Origin of the sequence: Arcobacter sp. F2176, assembly GCF_004116465.1 — a bacterium.
GTDB lineage: Bacteria > Campylobacterota > Campylobacteria > Campylobacterales > Arcobacteraceae > Arcobacter > Arcobacter siniprincipis.
Genome location: NZ_PDJV01000003.1, coordinates 106,930 through 131,261 on the forward strand (window position 1 = coordinate 106,930; position 24,332 = coordinate 131,261).

Annotated in this window: 24 protein-coding genes; 7 read left to right on the plus strand and 17 right to left on the minus strand. The window is 26.3% G+C overall.

All coding sequences use genetic code 11. The annotated features are described in order from the left end of the window. Positions 1–7 precede the first annotated feature (7 nt). Positions 8–487 carry a HugZ family protein gene (locus CRU95_RS03705; RefSeq protein ID WP_129099807.1) on the minus strand — a complete coding sequence of 160 codons (480 nt, stop codon included), beginning with the start codon at positions 485–487 and terminating at the stop codon, positions 8–10. Positions 488–574: 87 nt separating this feature from the next. On the opposite strand from CRU95_RS03705, the gene CRU95_RS03710 reads away from it, so the two are divergent. Together CRU95_RS03710 and CRU95_RS03715 are read left to right on the plus strand one after the other, a co-directional pair. After that, positions 575–1,513 (plus strand): methyltransferase domain-containing protein, encoded by a 939-nt coding sequence (locus tag CRU95_RS03710; RefSeq protein ID WP_129099808.1) that lies wholly within the window; start codon positions 575–577, stop codon positions 1,511–1,513. Between the two features lies 1 nt (position 1,514). Continuing rightward, positions 1,515–2,495, plus strand: coding sequence for a lytic transglycosylase domain-containing protein (locus CRU95_RS03715; protein WP_129099809.1), 981 nt, complete (start codon positions 1,515–1,517; stop codon positions 2,493–2,495). Here CRU95_RS03715 and CRU95_RS03720 read toward each other — a convergent pair. The 3 genes from CRU95_RS03720 to CRU95_RS03730 form a co-directional block, all read right to left on the minus strand. Next, on the minus strand, positions 2,492–3,550 hold the full coding sequence (locus tag CRU95_RS03720; RefSeq protein WP_129099810.1) for a hypothetical protein: 1,059 nt from the start codon (positions 3,548–3,550) through the stop codon (positions 2,492–2,494). The two genes, CRU95_RS03715 and CRU95_RS03720, sit on opposite strands and share 4 nt — an antisense overlap. A 72-nt stretch (positions 3,551–3,622) precedes the next feature. Next, complete coding sequence (locus CRU95_RS03725; RefSeq protein WP_129099811.1) at positions 3,623–4,183, minus strand: TlpA disulfide reductase family protein; 561 nt, start codon at positions 4,181–4,183, stop codon at positions 3,623–3,625. After that, the gene (locus CRU95_RS03730; RefSeq protein ID WP_129099812.1) at positions 4,183–4,602 is read right to left on the minus strand and encodes a disulfide oxidoreductase; all 420 of its coding nucleotides are present in this window, start codon (positions 4,600–4,602) and stop codon (positions 4,183–4,185) included. The genes CRU95_RS03725 and CRU95_RS03730 overlap by 1 nt, the downstream gene beginning before the upstream one ends. 90 nt (positions 4,603–4,692) lie before the next feature. Here CRU95_RS03730 and CRU95_RS03735 point away from each other — a divergent pair, with 90 nt between their 5' ends. After that, positions 4,693–4,992, plus strand: a complete 300-nt coding sequence (locus CRU95_RS03735; RefSeq protein ID WP_129099813.1) for a hypothetical protein — start codon at positions 4,693–4,695, stop codon at positions 4,990–4,992. A 20-nt stretch (positions 4,993–5,012) separates the two neighbouring features. Then, on the plus strand, positions 5,013–7,286 hold the full coding sequence (locus tag CRU95_RS03740; RefSeq protein WP_129099814.1) for a cache domain-containing protein: 2,274 nt from the start codon (positions 5,013–5,015) through the stop codon (positions 7,284–7,286). Here the strand turns inward: CRU95_RS03740 and CRU95_RS03745 are convergent. Continuing rightward, the gene (locus CRU95_RS03745; RefSeq protein WP_129099815.1) at positions 7,278–9,053 is read right to left on the minus strand and encodes an ABC transporter ATP-binding protein; all 1,776 of its coding nucleotides are present in this window, start codon (positions 9,051–9,053) and stop codon (positions 7,278–7,280) included. The two genes, CRU95_RS03740 and CRU95_RS03745, sit on opposite strands and share 9 nt — an antisense overlap. A 104-nt stretch (positions 9,054–9,157) precedes the next feature. Here CRU95_RS03745 and CRU95_RS03750 point away from each other — a divergent pair, with 104 nt between their 5' ends. Further along, positions 9,158–9,604, plus strand: a complete 447-nt coding sequence (locus CRU95_RS03750; RefSeq protein ID WP_129099816.1) for a hypothetical protein — start codon at positions 9,158–9,160, stop codon at positions 9,602–9,604. On the opposite strand, the gene CRU95_RS03755 is transcribed toward CRU95_RS03750, so the two are convergent. From CRU95_RS03755 to CRU95_RS03775, 5 genes are all read right to left on the minus strand, one after another. Then, the gene (locus tag CRU95_RS03755) at positions 9,601–10,230 is read right to left on the minus strand and encodes an HAD family phosphatase (protein WP_129099817.1); all 630 of its coding nucleotides are present in this window, start codon (positions 10,228–10,230) and stop codon (positions 9,601–9,603) included. The genes CRU95_RS03750 and CRU95_RS03755 overlap by 4 nt on opposite strands. Then, positions 10,208–10,627 (minus strand): hypothetical protein, encoded by a 420-nt coding sequence (locus CRU95_RS03760; RefSeq protein WP_129099818.1) that lies wholly within the window; start codon positions 10,625–10,627, stop codon positions 10,208–10,210. Before CRU95_RS03760 ends, CRU95_RS03755 begins: the two co-directional genes overlap by 23 nt. Before the next feature lie 46 nt (positions 10,628–10,673). Continuing rightward, positions 10,674–11,420, minus strand: coding sequence for a hypothetical protein (locus CRU95_RS03765; protein ID WP_129099819.1), 747 nt, complete (start codon positions 11,418–11,420; stop codon positions 10,674–10,676). Positions 11,421–11,549: 129 nt separating this feature from the next. Next, positions 11,550–12,488 carry a M23 family metallopeptidase gene (locus CRU95_RS03770; RefSeq protein ID WP_129099820.1) on the minus strand — a complete coding sequence of 313 codons (939 nt, stop codon included), beginning with the start codon at positions 12,486–12,488 and terminating at the stop codon, positions 11,550–11,552. A 5-nt stretch (positions 12,489–12,493) separates the two neighbouring features. Continuing rightward, entirely contained in the window at positions 12,494–12,688 is a 195-nt protein-coding gene (locus tag CRU95_RS03775) for a CPXCG motif-containing cysteine-rich protein (RefSeq protein ID WP_129099821.1), read from the minus strand. 86 nt (positions 12,689–12,774) lie between these two features. Between CRU95_RS03775 and CRU95_RS03780 the strand changes: the two genes are divergently transcribed. Further along, entirely contained in the window at positions 12,775–13,485 is a 711-nt protein-coding gene (locus CRU95_RS03780) for a YebC/PmpR family DNA-binding transcriptional regulator (protein WP_129099822.1), read from the plus strand. Positions 13,486–13,511: 26 nt separating this feature from the next. On the opposite strand, the gene CRU95_RS03785 is transcribed toward CRU95_RS03780, so the two are convergent. Continuing rightward, on the minus strand, positions 13,512–14,270 hold the full coding sequence (locus CRU95_RS03785; protein ID WP_129099823.1) for a M48 family metallopeptidase: 759 nt from the start codon (positions 14,268–14,270) through the stop codon (positions 13,512–13,514). Between the two features lie 2 nt (positions 14,271–14,272). Continuing rightward, complete coding sequence (locus tag CRU95_RS03790; protein ID WP_129099824.1) at positions 14,273–15,061, minus strand: DUF3108 domain-containing protein; 789 nt, start codon at positions 15,059–15,061, stop codon at positions 14,273–14,275. Positions 15,062–15,133: 72 nt separating this feature from the next. On the opposite strand from CRU95_RS03790, the gene CRU95_RS03795 reads away from it, so the two are divergent. Next, a complete protein-coding gene (locus CRU95_RS03795; protein WP_129099825.1) occupies positions 15,134–16,024 on the plus strand; it encodes a DMT family transporter in 891 nt (296 codons plus the stop codon). On the opposite strand, the gene CRU95_RS03800 is transcribed toward CRU95_RS03795, so the two are convergent. From CRU95_RS03800 to CRU95_RS03820, 5 genes are read right to left on the minus strand one after another with little or no spacing between them, the layout of a single operon-like run. Next, a complete protein-coding gene (locus CRU95_RS03800) occupies positions 16,014–16,457 on the minus strand; it encodes a YiiD C-terminal domain-containing protein (RefSeq protein ID WP_129099826.1) in 444 nt (147 codons plus the stop codon). The two genes, CRU95_RS03795 and CRU95_RS03800, sit on opposite strands and share 11 nt — an antisense overlap. Before the next feature lie 2 nt (positions 16,458–16,459). After that, entirely contained in the window at positions 16,460–18,577 is a 2,118-nt protein-coding gene (locus CRU95_RS03805; RefSeq protein WP_129099827.1) for an alpha/beta fold hydrolase, read from the minus strand. A 4-nt stretch (positions 18,578–18,581) separates the two neighbouring features. After that, a complete protein-coding gene (locus CRU95_RS03810) occupies positions 18,582–20,942 on the minus strand; it encodes an acyl-CoA dehydrogenase (RefSeq protein WP_129099828.1) in 2,361 nt (786 codons plus the stop codon). Continuing rightward, complete coding sequence (locus CRU95_RS03815; RefSeq protein ID WP_129099829.1) at positions 20,930–23,050, minus strand: 3-hydroxyacyl-CoA dehydrogenase NAD-binding domain-containing protein; 2,121 nt, start codon at positions 23,048–23,050, stop codon at positions 20,930–20,932. Before CRU95_RS03815 ends, CRU95_RS03810 begins: the two co-directional genes overlap by 13 nt. Before the next feature lies 1 nt (position 23,051). Further along, positions 23,052–24,326, minus strand: coding sequence for a thiolase family protein (locus CRU95_RS03820; RefSeq protein WP_129099830.1), 1,275 nt, complete (start codon positions 24,324–24,326; stop codon positions 23,052–23,054). Positions 24,327–24,332 lie beyond the last annotated feature (6 nt).

Sequence of the window (24,332 nt, forward strand, 5' to 3'; positions counted from 1 at the left end):
TTTTTATTTATTTATGAGATATATTCTTTTCTATTAGTTTTCCCTCTTCATTCATCAAATAAGCAGCTCCAAAACCTAAAACTAAAGATTTATCTTTTGGAGTTAGTTCAACTATTTTAAAATCTTTCATTTTTCTAATAAATGAAAGATTATCTCCATATCTTTTATCAAATAATTCAAAATATTTTTCACCTTCAACTATTTTACATGAGGCAGAAAAATATAATCTTTTTCTAGCATAAATATGAGAAGCATCTTTTTCGTCTTCTATTAAAAAAACATGAGCTTTTAAAGTGTCTTCGATATTTTTATAATGGGGTAGGGCAGAACTCATAACAACATAAAATTTATTATCATCTTCCACAAAGGGTGAGTAACTTGTAAGCGGTTCATTATCTTTACTTGTAGTTGAAAGTGTTAAAGAGAATTTGTCTTTTGGAAAAGTTTTAAATGCATCAATTATCTCTTCATTTGTTAGTTTATTCATAGATTTCCTTTTTTGAATTATATATTTAAAATATTAAAATAAATTAAAAAGGTTATTTTAGTAAAATAGTATAAATAAAGGGGTTTTATGAAAAGATTTTCAAATGAAAACATGGTAGAGATAATTGAATATATTACAAACTATTTAAAAGATAAAGAAAGTAGATATATTTTTGAATTTGAAGTTTTGAATCCAGATATCTCTTTAGATGCATATAGTGGAGAGAAGTTTATTATAGAAAATAAGGAGTATATATATCGAAGTTATAATTCATGGAATTCCTTAGCACAAACTCTATTTTGTAAATTACAGACTCCCCAAGTTATTTCAAAAGAGTTTATTAAATTATCTTTTGTGAAACTAGACCAAGATGATAGTTTTCATAAAAGTTCAAGTGAACAAAGTGAAAAATATGGTATAAATTCAATCTTTGATAATATCAATAAAAATGAAGAAGCCTCATTCATTTATTATTATATGAATGCTTTAAAAAATGTAGATATAAGTTCAAAAACAAAAGTATTAAATTTAGGTGTTAATAGTGGAGGAGAATTTGAGGTTATAAAACAACTTTCAAGTGATTATAAAAAGACTCACTTTACTGGAATTGATTTTTGTGAGTCTGCTATAAATAAAGCTAAAAAAATTTTTTATGAATCAAATTTTTCATTTCTTGTAGAAGATATAAATAATATAAATAATTTAGATTTAGGTAAGTTTGATTTGATAATATCAATTGGAACTTTACAAAGTACAACATTAAATTTTAAAACATTTTTTATGTCTTTGGTTCAAGATTACTTAGAAGATAGAGGTTCTATAATTTTGGGATTTCCAAATTGTAGATGGATTGATACTCAAATGATTTATGGGGCAAAGGCACCAAATTATAGCTATTCAGAGTTGTCAATTTTATTTAATGATGTGATATTTTGTAAAAAGTATTTACAACAGAAAAAATATAGAGTTACTATTACAGGAAGAGATTATATATTTCTAACTGCAACATCAATAAAAAAAGGTTAATATGAAGTTTATATTTATATTTATTTTTATATTTTTGAATCTTTCTTTTGCAGAAGATTTTAATAAGATAAAAAGTGTTGAAGAATTTAAAAGTTATATGGCAAAAGAGCACAAATTTAATAAAAAAGAGTTGTCAGATTTATTTTCAGATGTAATGATTCAAAAAGATTCTTTATGGTTTTATACAAAACCTCATAAAACAGATTATAAGACACACTATTGGACAGATTATAGTAAAAATTTTTTATCAAAAAAGAAAGTACAAGCGGGAGTTGATTTTTTAAAAAATAACAATGAGGCTTTATACAAAGCTTATAAAGAGTATAAAATACCAAGTGCATATATAGTTGCAATAATTGGAATTGAGAGCAATTATGGTGGCTTTATGGGTAAAAATCCTACTTTTGATACTTTAAGTACTTTAGCATTTAAAGAAAATAGAAGAAATAGTTTTTTTAAAAAAGAACTTGAAGCATATTTACTTATGACTAGAAAAGAAAAAATAGATCCCAAAGAGATTAAAGGTTCATTTGCAGGAGCAATAGGTTATTGTCAATTTATGCCTAGTAATTTTAAAAAAGTAGCAGTTGACTTAGATGAAAATAATCAAATAAGACTTGACAGACCAACTGATGCAATTGGAAGTGTTGCAAATTATCTTAGAATGAGTGGATGGGAAAGGGGAACTCCAGTTGCTGTTGAAGTTAATTTTGAGGGAAAAAGATTTGATAAGTTTAAAACTGGATATGCAACTTCATATGATAGAAATGATTTAGTTGGTATAAAACCTATTGAAAGGTTTTATTATGATAAACATGTTAGTTTGATAAAATTGAAGAAAAAAGATAGTGATGAACTGTGGTATGCAACTAAGAACTTCAAAGTAATTACTACTTATAATAGAAGTGCTTATTATGCCATGGCAGTTCATCAATTGGCAAGTAAAATAAAAGAAGAATATCTAAAACAAAAAAATAATTAGTGATAATTAATATAGTTTGGTTTAGTCCATATGATTCTACCTTTTACAGGTTCTAATCCTAAAATTTGTTTAGGTGTCATCAGTGGTTTTTTATCATTTTTGTAGAAAATTTTAAAACCACCTTGGGCAATTTTATTTGCATCTTTATTGTATAAAGAGTTATAAATCTTTATTTTAGTACTGCCTTTTCCATGTCCATCAATGTTATATGTAAGATTGATCCTATCATATTTTTTTACTAAGTTTTTATTTCTTAACATTCTTTCATAAAACATATGAATTAAAAGCATTCTTTTGCCTTCAATATGATTATCTATCATATAGTTTTGCATAGCTTCTTGTACTTCATTTACATCTTTTGCAAAAATATGTCCTATTAGTTTACCTGGAGGATATTTTCTATGTTTTGGAATCTTAAATTCAGGATCAATTGCAATATGAACATTTGGATATTTTAAAAACTTTAAAATAGGTTCTACTGCTTCCATTGGGCTCATTGTTCCTAATTGTACATCTAATATAACAGCAAAGTTTTCCTTTTGTGCTCTGTTGATATATTTCATAATTAAAAGTTCATTTAGAGGTTTTATATGGTCATAATCATTACCTGACTCTAAAGTTGCTACATCTTTTATTATATGATATGTAGGTACTATTTTTACACCATCTGAGATTGTTTCATACTCTTTTTTTACTAATTTCATTTTTTTAGTAAGATCATCAATATTAAGTTCTCCTAATATTCCTAAAGATTTAGCATATGGTCTTCCATAAAAACCAATTAAAATGTCATTTGGATTATACGTGTTAGGTAGAATTTCATTTTTCAGAATTTCATTTTTTACATTTATATCATTCTTTATAATATTTTTAGTAGCTGTTTCATCAAGAGTTGTCTTTTCTTGGATAACATTAATTGCATTTTTTTGAATTTCATTTTCTTGAGTTATACTTTTTAAAGTTGGACTTTCTTGGGTTATATTTTCTTGACTAGCATTTAAAAAAGTAGTGAAAATTATACTAATCATAATAATAACATTTTTCATTTTGTACATTTAATTCCTTATATATTATTCGGGATTATGCCAAAAAAGTATTGTGATTATCTTGAAAGTAGAAAAAGATTTCTACTTTTGGTCTTTTAATTTAACTATTAGATTTTCTAGTGTTTCTTCACCAACTGGACCTATGAATTTTTCAATCATTACTCCATCTTGTGCAAAAAGGTATGATTCTGGTATTTTTTGAACATCATTAAATGCTTGTGCAACTTTTGCATTATCCGCACCTACAGTTACTGGAAAGTTCATATTATATTTTTTCATAAATGCTGCTAGGTCATTTTTACTAATTTGATCTTTAAATAAAATTGATACTACTTCAAATTTATCGGGATATTTTGAAGTCAACTTAGAAAATACTGGAATCTCTTCTTTACAAGGAGGACACCAAGTGGCAAAGAAATTGATTAGAATTATTTTTCCATTTAATTCTTTCGATGTTAAAATATCTTTTGAATATTCAAAACTAATTTTTTTACCTTCAGTTGTGATTAGGTTAAATATGTTTTCATTCTTTTCTTTTTTTAGTTCATTAAAACTAGGTGTATCTTTAATGACAGTTTTTGCATCTTCATCACAGCCTGTAAATAAAAACAGTGTTGTTAATAGAAGTAAAAAGTATTTCATTAATTTCCTTTTGAATTTTTGTAAATTTGTATTTGCAATAGAAAAAGCAAAAAGTACGCTATAAATGACAAAAATGGTATTGTAATAAATCCAAACCAATTAATATAAACAGTAGAACAAGGAACACCTTGTACACAAGGAACCATGTCTTCTGAAATTATGCCAAACATTAGTAAATTATGATAAATACTAAATAGTAAACCTATACAAATAAGTACAAAAGTATATTTAAATATTTTGTCTTCAGGATATAATAAATTAATTAAAAATATTAACACAAGAGGATACATAAATATTCGTTGATACCAACACATACTACAAGGAATGAATTGCATCACTTCACTAAAAAAAAGACTTCCAAGTGTTGCAACTAAAGAAATTATAAACGATAATAATATTAAATTTGAATTTTGTTTCATAAATGACCTTTGGTAATGAAAATATACCAAGTCTATTTTAACAGAAGCTTAATATAAATCTATTTATAATGAAATAAAAAAAGGCCTAATTTGATTGAAGCAACAGTTGTGATATTTATACTTGTTAGTTTGGCTTTGCTGATATTAATTTATAAACAAATTAATAAAACTAAAAGTAGTGAAAATACAGAAGTAAGAACAAAGCAAGATATTATAGATGGATATGAAAAATTGATTTTAGATGTTATTGAAAATAATAAAGATGATAAAAAGTTGATGATTGAAAAAAAGACTCAAATTTTAAAAGTTGTTTCTAAAGATTTACATAATAATATATATTTTGATGATGATGAAGCTAAATATATAATCTCAAAGCTAGCTGAGCTTTAATAAATGGATTAAGGAATCTTTTGAAAAAAAACTTTTATTTATATATTATATTTGTACCCATATTATCTGTCTTAGTCTCTATTTCATTAATTACTTTGCATAATATTAATGAATTAAATACTAGTGCAGATGAAGATATAAAAGCATTTACAAAAAATTATTTAATCGAACAGAAGACAAAAATTTACAATAGAGTACATTTCTTTTCTAATATTATTAAAGTTAAAACAAATGAATTTAGAAGTGAACAAAAAATGGTATTTAAAGATAATACTGAAAAAATTGAATATTTCTCTAAGCACCTATTTAATTATCACAATTATAAAAATGATGATATTAAAAATAAAATTAAAGTAGAAATGATAAATCATTTATTCAAAAATAATCATTTAAATATTATTTTTGATTTAAAAAATAATGAATTATTATTTGATGGAAATAATATTCTAAAAGATGTTGATTTAAAATCTTTAAGTGACATAACTGGTCTGACAATTTTAAATAAGTATAGAAAATTTGATAGATTTATTGAATTTGATTTAAAAGGTAAAAGATACATATTTTATGCAAAAAAAGCAAAAGATTCACCATTATTAATTTTAAGTGGTGATAGCCTTGATACGATTAATGAAGAAATAAAAAATAAAATTTTAAATTCTCTTTTGAATTTTGATGTAGATGATAGTTATTATATTTTTGTAATAGATTTATTTAACAAAAATGGTGGAGAAAATTATGGAAGAGTATTGCTTCATCAATCAACTCCATCATTACAAGGACAATTTTTAAGTACAAATATTAAAGATGAGCGTTTAAAACAGTACAGATTTAGATATTTAGAAGTGATTAAAAACTATGGGGAAGGCTTTATTACTTATGATTATACAAAACCAGAAAGTAAGGAAATATTTAAAAAACTCTCCTTTTTGTATTTGCAAAAAGATTGGAATTGGATAATTGGAACTGGATTTTATTTTGATGATTTAGATTTTAAGACAGAAGAATTTAAGTCATCAATTGAAAAGAAAATAAAAAGAAGCGTAAATACTGCGATTATTGTTGGTATTCTACTCATTATTTTTATATCAATTGCTATATATTTTATAACTTCAAAATTAAATAAGATAATTAATGACTACTCAAATGATTTAAACAAAAGTAATGAAAGCTTACGAAAACAAAAAGATGTATTTAAAACACTTTTTGATAAATCTACTGATGGTATTATTATTTATTCAGAAGATGGATATATCATTAATTGTAATGATTCTGTAGTTAGAATGTTAGATTATGAAGATAAGTTTTTTATTACAAATAAAAAATTACAAGATATTTCTCCAAAAAAACAAAATGAAAATGATACTTCTGCATTAAAAGAAAAACTTTTTCAAATAGTCTCTTTTAATAATCAAACATATAATTTTGAATGGGTATTCTTGTCAAAAAATGGTAGAAAATTATTTTGTGAAATAAGAACTACAAGATTAATTTTGGATGATAATAATATTGTTCATGCAATAATTAGAGATATTACATACAAAAAAGAGTTAGAAGAAAAGAATAAAAGACAACAAGTTATGCTTGCAGAGGAGTCAAAAAAATCTGCACTTGGTGAAATGCTTACAATGATAGCTCACCAATGGAGACAACCTTTAAATAATATAAACTTATTGATTCATTTTGTAAGGGATACTTTTGATACAGGAAAGTTTTCAAAAGAAGAGATAAAAGAAATAACTTTAGATATGAAAAGACAAATTGAGTATTTATCAAATACAATTAATGATTTTACAAATTTTACAAATCCTAAAAAAGAGACAACTCTTTTTTGTGTAAAAGATGCCATTGAAAGAACTTATAATTTAGCTATTGCACAGTTTGAAAAAAATGGTATAAAAGTATTTATTGAATCTGAAGAAATAGAAGTTTATGGAATAGAAAATGAGTTTATGCAAATTATTTTAAATATTATAAATAATGCGAAAGATGCACTTATTGAAAATAATAATAAAGAGAAATTTCTTTTTATAAATGCAAAAAAAATAGATAATAAATTAGTATTAACAATTAAAGATACAGCAGGTGGAATTTCAAATAAAGTTATTTCTAGAATATTTGATCCATATTTTACAACTAAACATAAAAATAATGGTACAGGTATTGGTTTATACATGTGTAATCAAATAATTAAACAATACAAAAATGGTGTAATTAAAGCTAGCAATGAAAACTTTAATTATAATAATAAGGATTACAAAGGTGCAATGTTTACACTAAAGTTAGATTTAGATTAATTGATTTTTAATAAAATCTTGATAATGTCCTTCCACATCTTCAAGTTCATCATGTGTACCTCTTTGGACAATTTCACCACCTTCTAAAACAAAAATTTTATCTGCATTTTTTACTGTACTTAATCTATGGGCAATAGTAATTACAGTTTTATCTTTTAATATAGGTTGCAATGAGTTAAAAAGTTTTGTCTCAGTGTTTACATCTAAAGCTGATGTAGATTCATCAAAAATAACCACATTGGCTCTTGAAACAATCATTCTTGCTATTGATAACCTTTGTCTTTGTCCTCCACTTAATCTAACACCATGTTTACCTACAATTGTATCTAAGCCATTTGGCATATCTTGTATACTTTCGTACAGTTGAGCTATTTTAAGTGCTTCAAAAATATCTTCATCACTTATATTTTCATTGTCCATTGAAATATTAAATCTAAGGGTATTATTAAATAAAATTGGCATTTGAAGAACTAAAAATATGTTTTTCCTCAAAGACTCTTTATTTATTTCATCTGTATTTATACCATTATAAGTAATCTCCCCAGAATTTTTTTGATAAAACCCAGAGATAATTTGTGCTAAAGTAGTTTTCCCACTTCCACTAGCTCCTATTAGAGCAACTTTATCATTAGGTTTAATATTTAAAGTAATATCTTTTAAAATTGGTTTGTCTTCTATATATGAGAAATATAGATTTTTTATATCTATCTCTATGTCTTTTATTTCAAGTGGTAGTTCAATTGTTCCCGTATTTTCTTTTTTCAATTGGAAAATTTTATTGATTCTTTTTAACGCTGCACTTGCATTTGCATAAGAGTATTGAATAGATAAAATATCTTGAATAGGTGTCATTATAAACCAAATATATCCAAACATAGCAAACATCATACCAATTGATAGATTGCTATAAGCAACCATTACAAGTCCAGCTGCTCTTAAAACTTCAAAAGCAACTAAAAATATAGTAAATGAAAATCTCTCATAAGCTACACTTTTAAAGTTAAATTCATCAGATGTTTTTTTCACATTAAGAGCATTTTTTATAGATTGGTTAAAAAAATATTTTTCTTTATTACTTGCTTTTATTTGACCAAATAAATCAAGAGTTTCTCCTAAATTATTTTGGAAATTTTCAACTGCTTCATTCTCCTTTTTCTTTAGTTGTCCAACACTTCTTGATATTTTTTTTGATAGTAATATAATTACTGGTTGAATAAAAAGAATCATAAAGCCCAAAATAGGGTGTATAGAAATCATTACAATAGAAACACCAATAAGTGTTAAAATTGAAGATATAAATTTACTAGCACCATTTATGATAAATGAATCCAAAGTATTTACATCTGTTACTAAATTTGAAGTAATGGCTCCTGAACCCATACTTTCATATTCATTCATATTTACTTGTTTTAAGTGTAATAGTATCTTTTCTCTAATTTTAAAAGTTACATATTTTGATATCTTAGTAAAAATTTTAGTAGTAATTGCACTAAATATAAAATATAAAATTCTTAAAAGAATTACTGCAATTGTTACAATTGTAATATAATAAAAAGCATTTCCTGAGTTAAAAAAATAATTAATATTATTTACAAAAAAGGCTGGTTTATTTAATAATACTTCATCAACAAGTGCTGGAAGCATCAAAGGTATTGGAATACTTATGCAAATAGCAATAAATGTAAAAACTTGTCCCCAAAGAAGATCTTTTTTGTTTTCTATTATTAATTTGAATATTTTTTTTAAAGTAATGGTGTCTTTTTTCATAGAGGGATTATATCTTTGTTATTTTAATAGCTTATTAATTCAAAATTATTGTAATTTTTTTAAAATATAATTTAAATCAAAAACCTTTTTAGCTATTATTTCATATGGAAAAAATAGTAAGTACAAGAGAATTAAAAAAGAACTTTTTAGAGTTATGTAATGAAATATCAAATGATGACTCAAAAGCCTTATTAGATTTAAAAAATACAGATAAAATTGAATTTATGTTAAAGCCTTATTGTACTGAAGAATACCCTATAAGAAAGGTTCTAATTCTTTACCACAGGTATGCATGTGTTGCTTTTATATCAGCAGAGTTTGTAAAAAATGCAAAGGTTTATATAGATGATGTTTTGACTAAGTATATAGTCTTGGCACTTGTTAACAAACCAGATCCAGATGAAGTTTCAGTAGTATACTCAAATGTAGATGCACTTTCTAGGTTCCCAACTAGACCAATATCTATAAAAGATATAATCGCATATTTAGAATCTGAAAATATAGAAGAGACCCTAAGAGAATTTTATAAAAAGAAACAACTTTTCTTTTAATCTAAAATTTTTAAAAGATCTTCCAATTTTGATATTTTGTATTTTGCTTTTGAAAAATCTTGTGTTTTTGTAAATTCATTATGTACTATGGCGCAATCAATATTTGCAGCTCTTGCAGATATTAAACCTCTCTCAGAGTCTTCTATTACTATAGCTTCATCATTTTTGGCATTGAATTTTTCTAAACCTTTTAAATAAGGATCAGGGTGTGGTTTTGATTTAGCATAGTCTTCAACACATAAAACAAAATCCATAAAATCAGTAATACCACGATTTTTATGAATTATCTCAAAATCAACTCTTCTGGAAGTTGTAACGATTCCCATTTTATATTTTTTGCTAAGTTCATTTAAAACATCATGTACATTTTCAATAGCAATATCTTCTTTTTTTAAATATTCTTGATAATATAAATCTCTTTGATTTCTCGCAATTATTATCTCTTGTGTAGTGGCATTTGGTGCAGCAACCCAAACTCCATTTCCATCTGTCATAATTTTCATATAATCATCAAATTGAATATTTACATTAAAAAACTCTTTTAAAGCTCTTTTACTAGCTTCAAAATAAAGTGGTTCTGTTTCTACTAAAACTCCGTCGTTATCAAAAAGTATATATTTTTTCATATATTATGTATTTCTCCAAATAATCATTTACAATTATATTATGATCTTTTAATCTATCTCTTACAAAAGCTATTTTTGCTTTGCCATTTTCCATATAAAATGCCCCAATAGCATTTTTATAATAACTTAATTGTATTAAACTAGAAGCTAGTATTGGCTTATCGTTTATAATTTTTAATCTGTAATATTCATTTATATATATCAAATCACTTTTATATAATTCTTTAGTATATTTTATATTTTTAAAACTATATTCTAGATTTCCAATATTATAAATTAGTATCTCTTTTTTATTAGGAAATAATCCTTGAAATACTTCTTCATGGTATTTAGAATAAAGATTTTCTGCTTTTACTAAACTAGTAATTATAAGCAGTGTTAAAAATATTTTTTTCAAAATGAATATCTCACTCCTGATTTATTATTTAAATTTTTATGACACTCTATTCATAAGGCATAGGAATAGGAGGTAATTCTCTAAATGCTTCTTTAACTGCATTTGTTATACTAGCTCTATATTTATAGTTTTCAACTGGATTACTAAACTGTAAAAGTTCTTTTGCACTTTGCAATCCCCTTTCTTTTTTGTAAACAAAGGCAACTTTTTTACCCATATCTTCTGTTCTATTAAATATTGTATTACTATAAGTTCGAATAAATGTAAACTCTTTTTGGCTTATTTTATCTCCCCAACAGAAAAACACAAATTTACCTGAAGGAACAATATTATTTGCATCTTGGTACATAATATCTCTATCAAATTCTGTATTTTGCATCGAGTAATATTTTTCTAAATCTTCATCAAACTTTGTAAGCAAAGTTGTAGAATTGATATTTTTTTCTATTAGGTTAAAAAGGCTTTTCATCTCAATTAGTTTACCTTTTAATCTAGGTCCAAAGGCATGTTTAAATACAGTGATATATGTCTCACATTTTAATTCAGTAAATTCACCAAAGTTATCAAAGTCTTGATCTAATAAAAATTTTTCAGAATCATATCCTATAGGAGTAACAACTGGATTATATATAAATATTGTTCCTTCTATGTTTTTTTTTCTATCTTTTTTTGTTTTAATCATATTTTCAAATTCTTCAGGAGTTATCTCTTCTTCATCATAGTTAAAATATAAATAACTTGATGTTAAAAAGATTTCCTCATATTTAGTCTCAATTTTACCGAAATATTGCATTATTGCCTTTCTTGTGTTAAATCTAATAAGGAAAAGAGTCCTTATATTGTTTTGTAATTATACTTAAAAGTTTTATTTTTTGTATTAAGAGTTTACAAAATATTCTGTTTTGATATTTTATATTAAAGACTAGTATCTTTCATTAAGTTTATTAAGTAGTTTAAATAGTTCTTGAGGATCAACTAAAACTCCATGAATCCTTGTTCCAAAATGCAAGTGAGGACCTGTTATTCTTCCTGTTTCACCAGATAATCCTATTTTATCATCTCGTTTAATTTTTTGATCTTTTTTTACTAAAATTTTGCTAAGATGAAAATAGCAAGTGAAGATACCTTGTCCATGGTCAATTATAATTGAGTTCCCAGAATAAAATCTATTTCCAGCAAATCTCACAATTCCATCATTAGCTGCTACGATAGGAGTTCCAATATCTGCTCTAAAATCAACTCCACTGTGATAACTTTTAAGTTGTTTATTATAAACTCTTTTAGTACCAAAATCACTTGTAATCTTACTATACATAGGCATTATGAAATCTTTTTTCCAAAGTATTTCTTTTGTAGTTGTATTGTAAATATCCATTGCTTGTTTATATTCTTTATTAGCTCTTATCTTGTCTTTATTATTTAAATTTATTTTTGAGTTTGCTACTTTTATTTCTTCACTTTTGTAATTTCCCTTATAAATATTTATTTTAATAGAAGTAAATAATCTTCTATTATCTTTTATATATGAGATTATAACTTTATCATTTCCACTTTTGTGATAATAAGAAATAGGTATAAGAGCATAAAAAGAGTCTTTTTTAAAGGTATCTTTATAAAAAGGCAAATTAATATTTCCCAAAGTTAATTTAGGATCTGTTATTTTTTCATGTATTATTTGTATTAGTAGAGTTTGTCCATTGGCAATATTCTTTTCATATTTTATTTGTAAAGGAGTGTTTTTATCTAAATACAGTTTTTTTGCATTATTAATATTGTTTTGATATTGATAAATATTCGTCGAATTTGAGAATGCAAGGGTCGTAAATAGGGTTAAAAGTAGGGTATTTTTAAAAATATTCATAATGTTTAAAATTCATTTCCTTCTATTAAATTATAACTAAATGTTGTTACTATACCATCTTCAACATTGTAAGAAACTTCAATGGGTCTACAACAAACTTCACAATCATCTACTATTTCCGTATATCCAAAAACTCCAGTATCTACTAAAATAGTTATAGCTTGTCTACAATAAGGACATGTTAAGTTTAACTCTTCCATTAGCTTACCTTTTTAAATGTATAATATCATATTTATAACAAACTTGCTATAATCGCATAAAATTATGAAAATTATTGGAGAAATTTATGGGTAGAGCCTTTGAATATAGAAAAGCAGCCAAAATGAAAAGATGGGGAAACATGTCAAGAGTTTTCCCAAAACTAGCACGTGCAATTGAAGTAGCAGCAAAAGCTGGAGTCCCAGATCCTGAGATGAATTCAGCGCTTAGAACTGCAATTTTAAATGCAAAAGCTGAAAACATGCCAAAAGCAAATATTGATGCAGCTATTAAAAGAGCATCAGGAAAAGATTCAGCAAACTTTTCTGAAGTAAACTTTGAAGGTAAAGGACCTCATGGTGTTTTGATTTTTGTAGAAACTGCTACAGATAACAATACAAGAACAGTTGCAAATGTTAAAATGTATTTTAATAAAAATGGTGGTTCTATGGCACCTACTGGTTCATTAGAATTCTTTTTTGATAGAAAAGCAATCTTTGAATTTAAAAAAACTGAAGACATGAGTATTGAAGAACTTGAACTTGAATTAATTGATGCAGGATTAGAAGAGATTGAAGAAGAAGATGGAGTTGTTTTAGTAACAGCTGATTATAAAGATTTTGGTACTTTAAATAAAGCATTTGAAGATATGGGAATTGAACTTACAAAAGCAAAATTAGAGCGAATCTCAAATAATCCTCAAGAATTTACAGAAGAACAACAAGAAGATATCGGTAAATTATTAGAAAAAATTGAAGATGATGATGATGTTCAAGCTGTTTATACAAATATAGCATAATAAATATACCAAATAATCATACAAGATTATTTGGTATTATTTCTTTTAATCTCTTGTATTACTTTTGAAATATCAGCAATTCTTGTACTAGAGTTTGGATGTGTTGAGAAAAACTCAATTGACTCTTTTTTACCACTACTCATATTTTTCCAAAAATTTAATGCTTCATCGATATTATATCCAGCTTTATACATTAGATGTATCCCTATCTCATCAGCTTCACTCTCTTGCATTCTTCCATAGGGTAATAAAACTCCATATTGAGCTCCTACTCCATAAGCTGTGTTAAAGGCATTTGTATATTCTGGCGCTTGAGAACCTAATACAATATTTCCTAATACTTGTACCCCTTGCGCTAACATTCCAGTACTCATTCTTTCAGCCCCATGTCTTGCAAGTGCATGGGCAATCTCATGGGACATTACAGTTGCTAGTTGATCATCATTTTTAGCAACACTTAGTATTCCTGTATAAACTACAACTTTCCCACCTGGAAGACAAAAGGCATTTTTCTCTTTATTATTTACTAAATTAAATTCCCACTTATAATCTTTTCTATTGACTACTTTTGCAATTTTTTGACCTATCTCTTTTACTTTTTTTGATTCTTTTGTATTTGTTATTACTTCAGATTTTTTTAGTGTATTTTCATAAGATTTTTCACCTAAAGCTAATTCTTGATCTTTAGATATTAAAATCATTTGTGATCTATTTGTAAAGGGTGCTTTACTTGTACATCCAACTAGTAAAAAAAATAGAAGTAATACCAAAACATATTTTTTCATTATCATCCTTTGTTTATTTTAAATTTTATCATTTCACCTGTAATATCACCAAAAATAAGTACATCTTTTAAAACTACTTTATCACAAAAGCCTTCTTTATTTAAAGATATAAAAAGTTCTCCATTTGAACTTGAAAATATTTTTTGATGAATTGAGACTATAAACTTTTTATTTTTAGTATTTAAAGCCTCTTGTAACTCTTTATAAGCTTCATTTTTTGGAATTATTATATCTAATTTTCCATTATCTTTATTTGCACCAATAGCTTTAAAAGCATAACTATTGCCTTTCTTAAAACTTGGAACAACTTTAGTTATATTAAAAAAAAGTGATAATAAATCATTTGTTGCAAAAAAATTTGTAAACTCTTTTGACTCATTAATTTCCCAAGATTCTTTCTTTTTTAAGTTTTCATCATATCTTATATTAAGTTTTCTTTCATATTTTTTAACTAAAATTTGTTTATTTTTATAGTCAAAAAGATAAGTTTTTTTTCTTTTTTTATAATCATTATTTGAAATAGTTATATATTTATTTGGAATAAGTAAATTGTTTTTTATTTTTCCATAGCTTTCATAATACTCTTCTTTGTTACTACTTAAAAACTTTGCGATACCAGTTGCATAAGCATGTACTTTTATTTTATAAGTATCATTAGGAAGAATTTCAAGACTTGTTTTTGCAATACCCAATTCTCCAAAAATACCATAACTTATTTTATATGTAGCCTCAAAGGTTTTAGCATTTAAAAATATAGATAAAAAGATTATAAATATAATTATTTTGTTCATAATTAATTATAACATACAAAGTTTTATACTATTTTCTATTATAATATTTGAAAATTTATGAGGGACTTTTTAATGCAGCATACAAAAGGTAATATTTTAGGTTTATTAACAATATTTTTGTGGTCAACACTAGCACTTTTTACAGTATATTCTGGAAACATTCCTCCCTTTCAACTTTTAAGTATCTCTTTTTTTATTGCTTCACTTATTGGAATTTTGATGTTAAAAAAGCAAAAAAGAAGTTTCGCAAGTTTGAAAACTGTTCCTCTTAAAGCATATATAATAGGAGTTAGTGGATTATTTGGGTATCACTTTTTTTATTTTTTAGCAATAAAAAATGCTCCTGCTGTTGAAGCAAACTTATTAAATTATTTATGGCCTTTACTTATTGTTCTTTTTTCAGCTTTTTTACCAAATGAAAAGTTAAAGTGGTTTCATATTGTTGGTACTATTTTAGCTCTGATTGGGGCTTTTTTATTAGTATTAAAAGATGGAAGTTTAGAATTTGATTCAAAATATACTTTAGGCTATCTTTTTGCACTTGCTGCTGCACTTATTTGGTCAAGTTATTCTGTTATATCTAAAACATTGACCCATGTTCCAACCTTCGCAGTGACAGGTTTTTGTATAATAACTGCCATACTCTCTTTTATAGCACACTTAATTTTTGAACAGAGTATAACTCCTTCATTTACGGAGCTTTTGGCCGCTATCATGTTAGGGATAGGACCTGTTGGTGGAGCCTTTTATCTGTGGGATTTTGCACTTAAAAATGGTGATATAAAGATACTAGGCTCACTTGCATATTTAGCACCACTTTTATCAACATTGATTTTAGTGCTTGTTGGAGTATCTCAAATGACAACATCTATTGCATTGGCTTGTTTATTTATAGTTTTAGGGTCAGTTATTAGTTCAAAACAATATTTGAAAATAATAATAAATCTGATTTTTAAGTCTTGATAATATAGACACCATAAAAGTCAACACAAACTTTATCATTCTCAATGATTTGAGAATGTATTTTTATTGAGGCACTATTTTTTGTATTTATTTTTGATTTTAAACTATTTTGTTCTTCTTCATTTGGAATAAACGTAGTACAAACAATATCTTTTGTAACTGGTCTTATAAACTTTGTTTCATTTTTAAAGATAACTATACTTGTGTTTTCTATATTAAGTTTTTTAGATAAATAATATGCCATACACCAAGATGAAATAATAGTTATACTATTTAAACTTCCTCCAAAAGCTGTTCCTTTGTCATTTACATTGATGTCAAGAGGAGCAGTTGTGATAAGTTGTGTTTCATTTAAATCTTTTAATTCCAATTTCATAAGTTTTGTCATTGGTATTTGTGTATGTATTTTATTCTCTATCTCTTTTATAATCATTATTACTCTTCTATTTTTTTTATAAATTTATAAATCTCATCATATAACTCTTTTGTATTATCGCCTTTAATAATAACATGATTTTTTCGCTCTAAAATAACCAAATCTTTTTCTTTGGATTTTATTTTTTCAAATATCTCATAAGCAGATGCTGGATTTACAACTGGATCATTTTTTCCTTGAATTATTAAAATAGGGCTTTGTATATTTTTAAGATTTTCTCTTGTTTTTACCATTAATTTACTTAATTGTTCTATGGCTTTGATATAAAATTTATCATAATTTATATCTGGATTTTCAGCGTGATTATCTATATACTCTTTTGCATAACTATTCGCATGTACACTATTTACTAAATCATTCCAAAAAGAGACCGCTGGAAGTAGAGTTTTAACTCGTATATCATTTAAATGTAAAGCTGTATTTATACAAATAATTCCAGCAAATTCCATATAACATTTTTTTGTACTAAGAAGAGAAAGAAGTCCTCCTGTTGAAAATCCAATAATAATAATTCTTTTGTGTTTTAATGTAGCAATTATAATTGCCCTTGAAAGGGATAAATACCAATCTTTCCATGTAGTATTTTGCAAATCTTCTGGAACAGTTCCATGCCCTTTTAATCTTGGAGAGTAGACGTTTATCTCTTTACTTCTAATAAACTTGCTTAATTGTTCTACTTCTTTTGGAGATGAGGAAAAACCATGTAAAGTTATAATACAAACATCTGAAACAGCATGATTATAATATCTTGGTCTTCCTATTTCTTTATCTTTTATATTAGGAAAATCTTTAAACTTTTCATAATCAGATTCAAATTCATCATGTTCTTCTTTCTCTAAAGTAGAAAGAAGCAGTCTATCTATCTCTTCTTTTTCTTTTAAAACTAAGTTTTTTGCTAAAATATTTAGTTTATCTATTATTAGTACTTCATTTAAAATTACATGAAGTATATTTTTAAGACGAATTGTATGGTGAGTATAACTATTTAAAAGAGCATCTTTATTTAAAAAATAGTTAACTTTGTCCTCTAAAATTATGTTGTCTTTTAGAGCAATTTTTAAAATATTTTCAAAGGGAAGAAACTCTTCATAGGAAATGAGGTTTATAATATTACTTTCTTGTTCAATATTATAAGAAAATAAGTTTTCTTTAAGTTGATTCCATAGAAGGTAAATCATTCTTTTTAAATGGTTTTTATTGATTGATTTTTTAGGATATAAAAAAATAATAAGTACAAATATATGGTCAAAATTTATATTTAAATTTTTATAAATATTATCCATAAAACGATGTGTTAACTCATATCTATATTTATTTATTATATTATTGTGATTCTTCTCTTTTTTATAAATATCTTTCAAAATATCTTGGGTGCTAATTGGTTTTAGAATTTGAATTGTGATTTTAGAATTTAAAACAATATTTGATTCTATTTCTAACTCTTCTAAAAAGTGTTCTCCAATATTATCCATAAATTTGGAAACCATATCAAGTAAAAAGTTTTTTCCAGTGCGAAGATTTGAATAAGAGATATTAATAGGTACAATCATTGTCTCTTGTTCTTTTATATCTTTACATTCATTTATGAAATATTTGTGTTGAAATTTCTTGAAATTTTTGATTTTTTTATTAAAATAATCATTTCTTAATAATTGGGAATTTAATGCAAAAAAAGCAGAACCAGTATGTACAACTTGGCAAGTTCCATTTATCTTTACACAGAAATGATTTTTTTGTTTTGATATATCTTTAGCTTTTACCATTAATCCTTCTGGAAAAATCAACCAATCTTTACATCCTGTAATTAAATCACCAATAATAGTATTATTTCTAAAAGGCGATGATTTTGGCATTGCTCCAATATCTTCTAAAAAATCTCCAAAATAAGTGTGAAATAAACTATCATCAGCAATAACACCTACTTTTTTATTTGTAAGTTCATATAAAGCATAAGGCACAAGTAAAGCTTCCATTCTTGTAAAATGATTTGCCACAAATATTTTAGGATTATCTTTTGGAATATTTTCTATGCCTTTGACCTCTATATTTGCATCAAATATTTTTTCTAAAATATTTAGCAAAATACCACTTGAATTTATAAGCAAATCTTTTTTCATCTTTTTATCTCATTGTTTTGTATGTTCTTGCTTTATACGAGTCAACTTCTATGATTGATTGTTTTAGTTTATTTGCTTTTTTTAATTGTGCTAACTCATTTTTATCAACAATTCCTTTTTCTAAGGCTTCTTCAAACATATTTTCTAAAGAGTCTTTTTTTATATCACCATTTTTAATAGCCAATTTTATTTTTATAAAAGCTGGTTTTGTTTCATTGTTTAATTCAATCGCTTTTTCTAGGATATTTAACCTATCTTTTGCATCACTTGATACAAATACACTTGAAGTTAGTTCTTTTAGATATGCTTCATTTTTTAAGTTATTTACAATCTTTTCATTTAATTTATCTGGTGCTTTTACACTTAATGGATTTAACCTTACTAATGGTAAGAAAACTTTTAACATAGGAAGATTATATAAGATATTCTCTTTTGCTTTTTGAATCTCTTCAAAGGCATAGTTACATATATAATTTACTAAATCTTTATCTTCTTCTTTAGGATTATTATCAAACTCCCTAAGGGTTGCAGTTATTAAATACATATATGAAAGCATATCTCCAAATCTAGCAGAGATGTTTTCTCTTTTTTTAAGAGCTGGTCCTAAAAGAGCAAGAGTTGTATTACTCAATAGTGTAAACTCTGAACTTGCCCAAATAAGTTTTTGTTTGTATCTTTTAAAATTTCCTTGTGTTTTTAAGAAATATCCTCTTGTGAAATAACAAGTAATAGTTTTAGTAAAAGCTTTAACTACAAGTTTTATATGAGAAAAAAATGCTTCATCAAAAGCTTCCACATCATTTTTATTTAAAGCTTGTATCTCTTTATAAATATAAGGATGTGATTTAATTAATCCTTGTCCAAATTGCATCAAATTTCTAGTAAGAATATTTGCACCTTCAACAGTAATAGAAATGGGAAGAGCAAAATATGCATGGGCTAATAAGTTTTTTTCACCTCTTATAATTCCACTTCCTCCTACTACATCCATAGAGTCATTTATCACTTCTCTAAATTTTTCAGTTGCATGGTATTTCATAACAGAGTTTATAACCCCTGGTCTTACTCCATTATCTATTGCATCAAGGGTATAGTTTCTTGAAGCATTTAACATATAAGTAAAGGCTGCAATTTTTGCAATTTTTTCTTCAACACCTTCAAATCTATCAATACTAAGTCCAAATTGTTCTCTAATTTGTGAATATGAAGATACTACTTTTAAAGCAAGTTTACTTCCTCCTAAAGAAACACTTGGAAGTGATATTCCTCTTCCAATAGATAGTGACTCAACAAGCATTTGCCAACCAAGTCCAATACCGTCAATTCCTCCTATAATATCATCTATTTCAATAACTACATCTTTGCCAAATAAAGGAGAGTTTACAAATGGAATACCAAGTGGGTCATGTCGTCTTGAATTATCTATTCCTTTTAATTTAGAATCAAGTAATCCAAAAGTGATACCTAAATCTTTTTTCTCACCTAATATTTGTTCTGGGTCGTGTAGTTGAAAAGCAATACCGATAAGAGTTGCAATATTTCCTAAAGTTATATATCTTTTTTCAAAATTTAGTTTAATTTTTATTTTTTTATCTTCATCTTTAAATATAACACCACTTGAAGTAATTGAAGTAGCATCACTCCCTGCATTTGGTTCAGTTAGTCCAAAACAAGGAACTTGTCTACCATTTGCTAAGTCATCAAGATATTTATCTTTTTGTACTTGTGTTCCATATTTTAAAATCAACTCAGCAGGTCCAAGAGAGTTTGGCACCATAATAGTAATAGCTAATACTTGTGATCTTGTAACAAGTTTTTCTATTACATGTGAATGGGCAGTTGCAGAAAAACCTAAACCACCATACTCTTTTGGAATAATCATTCCAAAGAATTTTTTATCTTTTATAAATTTCCAAACCTCAGGACTTAAATCCCTATTTTGAAATATTTCCCAATCTGTAGTCATAGAACATAGTTCATTTACTTCATTATTTATAAAATCTTGCTCTTCTTTTGTAAGTTTTGTAACATACTCTTCTTTTATTCTTTTGAAGTTTATATCTGCTTTAAAATAATCAGATTCAACCCAATTTGTTCCAGCTTGAAGGGCTGCTTCTTCTGTAGCAGATATTTTTGGTAATAATCCTTTTTTCATAATAAACTTAACTAAAGGAGAAGTAATAATCTTTATTCTATTTTTTTGTATTATAAAGGTTACTGCTAAAATGGCAAATATAACCCAAAATAAAATATTTGTATCAAAAAATATTAGTGAATATACACCAATAAAACCAAACCATAAAATCAATGGATATGAAAAATATCCAAAAATAATAAGTATAAGTACAAATGCTAATGCTTCCATAATTCTTCCCCTGTTTTAAAATCTTTATTCTCTTTATCTAATTTTTCTAATAATAAACTTGGTTTAAATCTTTCCCCAAAAACTTTTTCATATTTTTTTAGTTCATCTACAACATATGAAATTCCCATGTCATTTGCATAGGCACAAATCCCACCTTTATATGGAGGAAAACCTGTACCTGTAATCATAGCAAAATCTATAATTTTTGGGTCATTTACAATACCTTCTTCCAAACATCTTGAGGCTTCATTTACCATAATAAACATACATCGTTCAATTATCTCTTTTTGGGTAAATTCTTTTCTATTTGTTGGAAGTAGTTTTGTAATTTCTTCATTTATCTCTAAGTTTTTTGTGTTATGAAGATAAAAACCTTTTTTGTCTTTTTTACCTAATAACTTTAAGTCTTTATACACTTTTGTAACTATAGGAGCTACAGTCATACGTGAACCATATGATTCTTGCAATATTGTTGCTACTTTAAAACCTATATCAATACCAACAGTATCTGCTAAAATAAAAGGTCCCATAGGTAAACCAAAATCTTTTAAAATTTTATCTATGGTTTTAATATCTGACCCCTCTTCAAGTATAAAAGCAGCTTCATTGATATATGGAAGTAAAATACGATTGACGATAAAACCTGCACAATCTCCAACTACTATGGGTGTTTTCCCGCAAGTAGTTAATAACTCTATTACTCTATTTATAGTCTTTTTAGAAGTGTGTGATGAAGGGATAACTTCAACAAGTGGCATCATATTTACAGGATTAAAAAAATGTATTCCTAAAAAGTTTTTCTTATTTTTTAGTTCACTTCCAAGTTTTTCTATGGAGATAGAGGAAGTATTTGTTGCAATAATTGCTTCTTTATCAAGAATTTCTTCCAACTCTTTAAAAGCCTCTTTTTTTGCATTTTCATCTTCAATAATAGCTTCTAATGCTAGTTGAGTTTGACCTAATCCATTAAATTTATCAGTATAAGAGACTTTATTTAATTTAAAATCAACTTGATTTTGACTCATATTTCTTCTTTTTATAGAACTATCATATAGTTTTGCAACATCTCTTATGATGTCATTGGCTTGTTCTATTTTTCTTATTTTGATTCTTACTTCATTTAGAAATTTTGAAAATAACCAAATAATTCCTTTACCCATTACCCCATTTCCAAGTACCGCAACATTTGAAATTGGAGTTGGTGTTTTTTCGAAGTTCTTATTTAGTTTTTCAAACATGAAAAATAACTCTATCATATACTTAGATTCTTTTGTTGCTGCTAGTTGTGAAAAAGCTCTTGCTTCTATGTCAATGCCTTTTTCAAAGCTTTCAGTAAAAGTATTTTGTATAACTTCTAAAGCAGTATAAGGTGCTTTAAAATCTCTATTTACTTTTTTCTCTATTCCTTGTAATGATTTTTTGTAAATGTATGCCCTTGTGAAAGAAAATTTTTCCATAAGATTATTTACAAAAGGTAGTTTTTTCCTTTGAACTTTGTTTTCAAGAACTTTTGTAATAAACTCTTTTAACTTAAACTCTTTTTGTCCATTATCAAATATTTCATCCACAAGACCCATTTTTAATGCTTTTTTAGCATCATGGTTTTTACCCGTTAAAATCATCTCAAGGGCAGTTATAAGCCCTACAAGTTTTGGAGCTCTTTGTGTTCCCCCAAGACCTGGAAAAAATCCAAGTTTTATCTCAGGAAAGGCTAATTTTGTTTTTTCATTTGTAGTAGCAACTCTATATTTACAACATAAAGCAAGTTCTAAACCTCCACCCATACAAGCTCCATTAATATATGCTATTGTTGGTATACTTAAGGCTTCTAGTTTAGTTAAGATATTATCACCTTTTGTGATTTGCTCATAAACTTCTTCTTCTGTGCTCATAGCCTCTATCTCTTTAATATCAGCACCTGCAATAAAGATAGTAGGTTTTGCACTATCAATAACAAGAACTTTTATTTTACTATTTTGTTTTATCTCATCTAAGGCATTGTCTAGTTCACTTAATACTTCAAAAGATAGTTTATTTGCCTTTGTGTTTTTTAAATCAAAGGTTAGTGTTGCAATATCATTATTTATTTCTAAATTTAAATTATTCATTTTATACCTCCACTAAAAAACTTGCACCTTGCCCACCACCAACACAAAGTGTAGCAAGACCAGTTTTTAGGCCTTTTCTTTTAAGTTCTTTTATTGTGTGAAGCACAATTCTAGCTCCACTCATACCAACTGGATGACCAATGGCAATTGCTCCTCCATTTACATTTAATATCTCTTCATTTATTTCACCAAGAGGCTCAGAGTTAAACTCTTTTTTACAAAAACTTTTTGATTTAAAAGCTTCAAGGTTTGCAATAACTTGCGCGGCAAAAGCTTCATTTAGTTCTATTAAATCTATATCTTTTAGACTGACACCTGTTTTATCAAATAGTTTTTTTGTGGCAAAAACTGGACCCAAGCCCATTCTATTGGCATCAAGACCAGCATAAGCATAATCTTTTATAAAACCTATTGGCTCAAGACCCAACTCTTTTGCTTTTGATTCAGAGCATAATATCATCATACAAGCACCATCTGAAACTTGAGATGAGTTTCCAGCTGTTACAGTTCCACTTGTTCTATCAAAAATAGGACGAAGTTTTTTTAAAGCATCGATATTTTGATTAAATCTAATTCCATCATCATCCATGATTGAAGAATCTTTTGTCATAATAGGGTGTATTTCATCTTTTAAAATTCCACTTTCTATTGCTTTTTGTGCTTTTAAGTGTGATTGTAATGAATATTCATCTTGGGCTTGGCGACTTATTTTAAACTCATTTGCAAGATTTTCAGCAGTAATTCCCATGATTTTCCCAGAAATAGGGTCTGTTAATCCAGAAATTAATCCAATAGTGGGTTTTAAAAAACTAAGCCGAAAACTTGTAAGTAGTTTTAGTTTTTCACTTGCACTTTTTGCATAGGTAAATTTTGTCATAAAATCTTTAAATTGGTTTGAAAAGAATAGGGGAATATTGCTCATAGATTCAACTCCACCTGCCAGATATATTTCCCCTTGATTTGTATATATTTTTTCAATTGAGCTTGATAGGGCTTGCATACCTGAAGCACAATTTCTATGAACAGTATATGCAATAGTTTTTTTAGGAAAACCAGCTCTCATAGCTAAAACTCTTGCTATATTTGCTGCATTTGCTGGTTGGGCAACATTTCCAATAATAACTTCATCAAAATCATCATAGGGTATATTATTTCTAAGAACTAACTCTTTTGCAATAATTGCACCTAAGCTATCAGCACTTACATTATTTAATTTCCCATTTGCTTTTGCTACTGGGCTTCTTAATCCATCAATTATCGCTATTCTTTCACGCATTTTAAG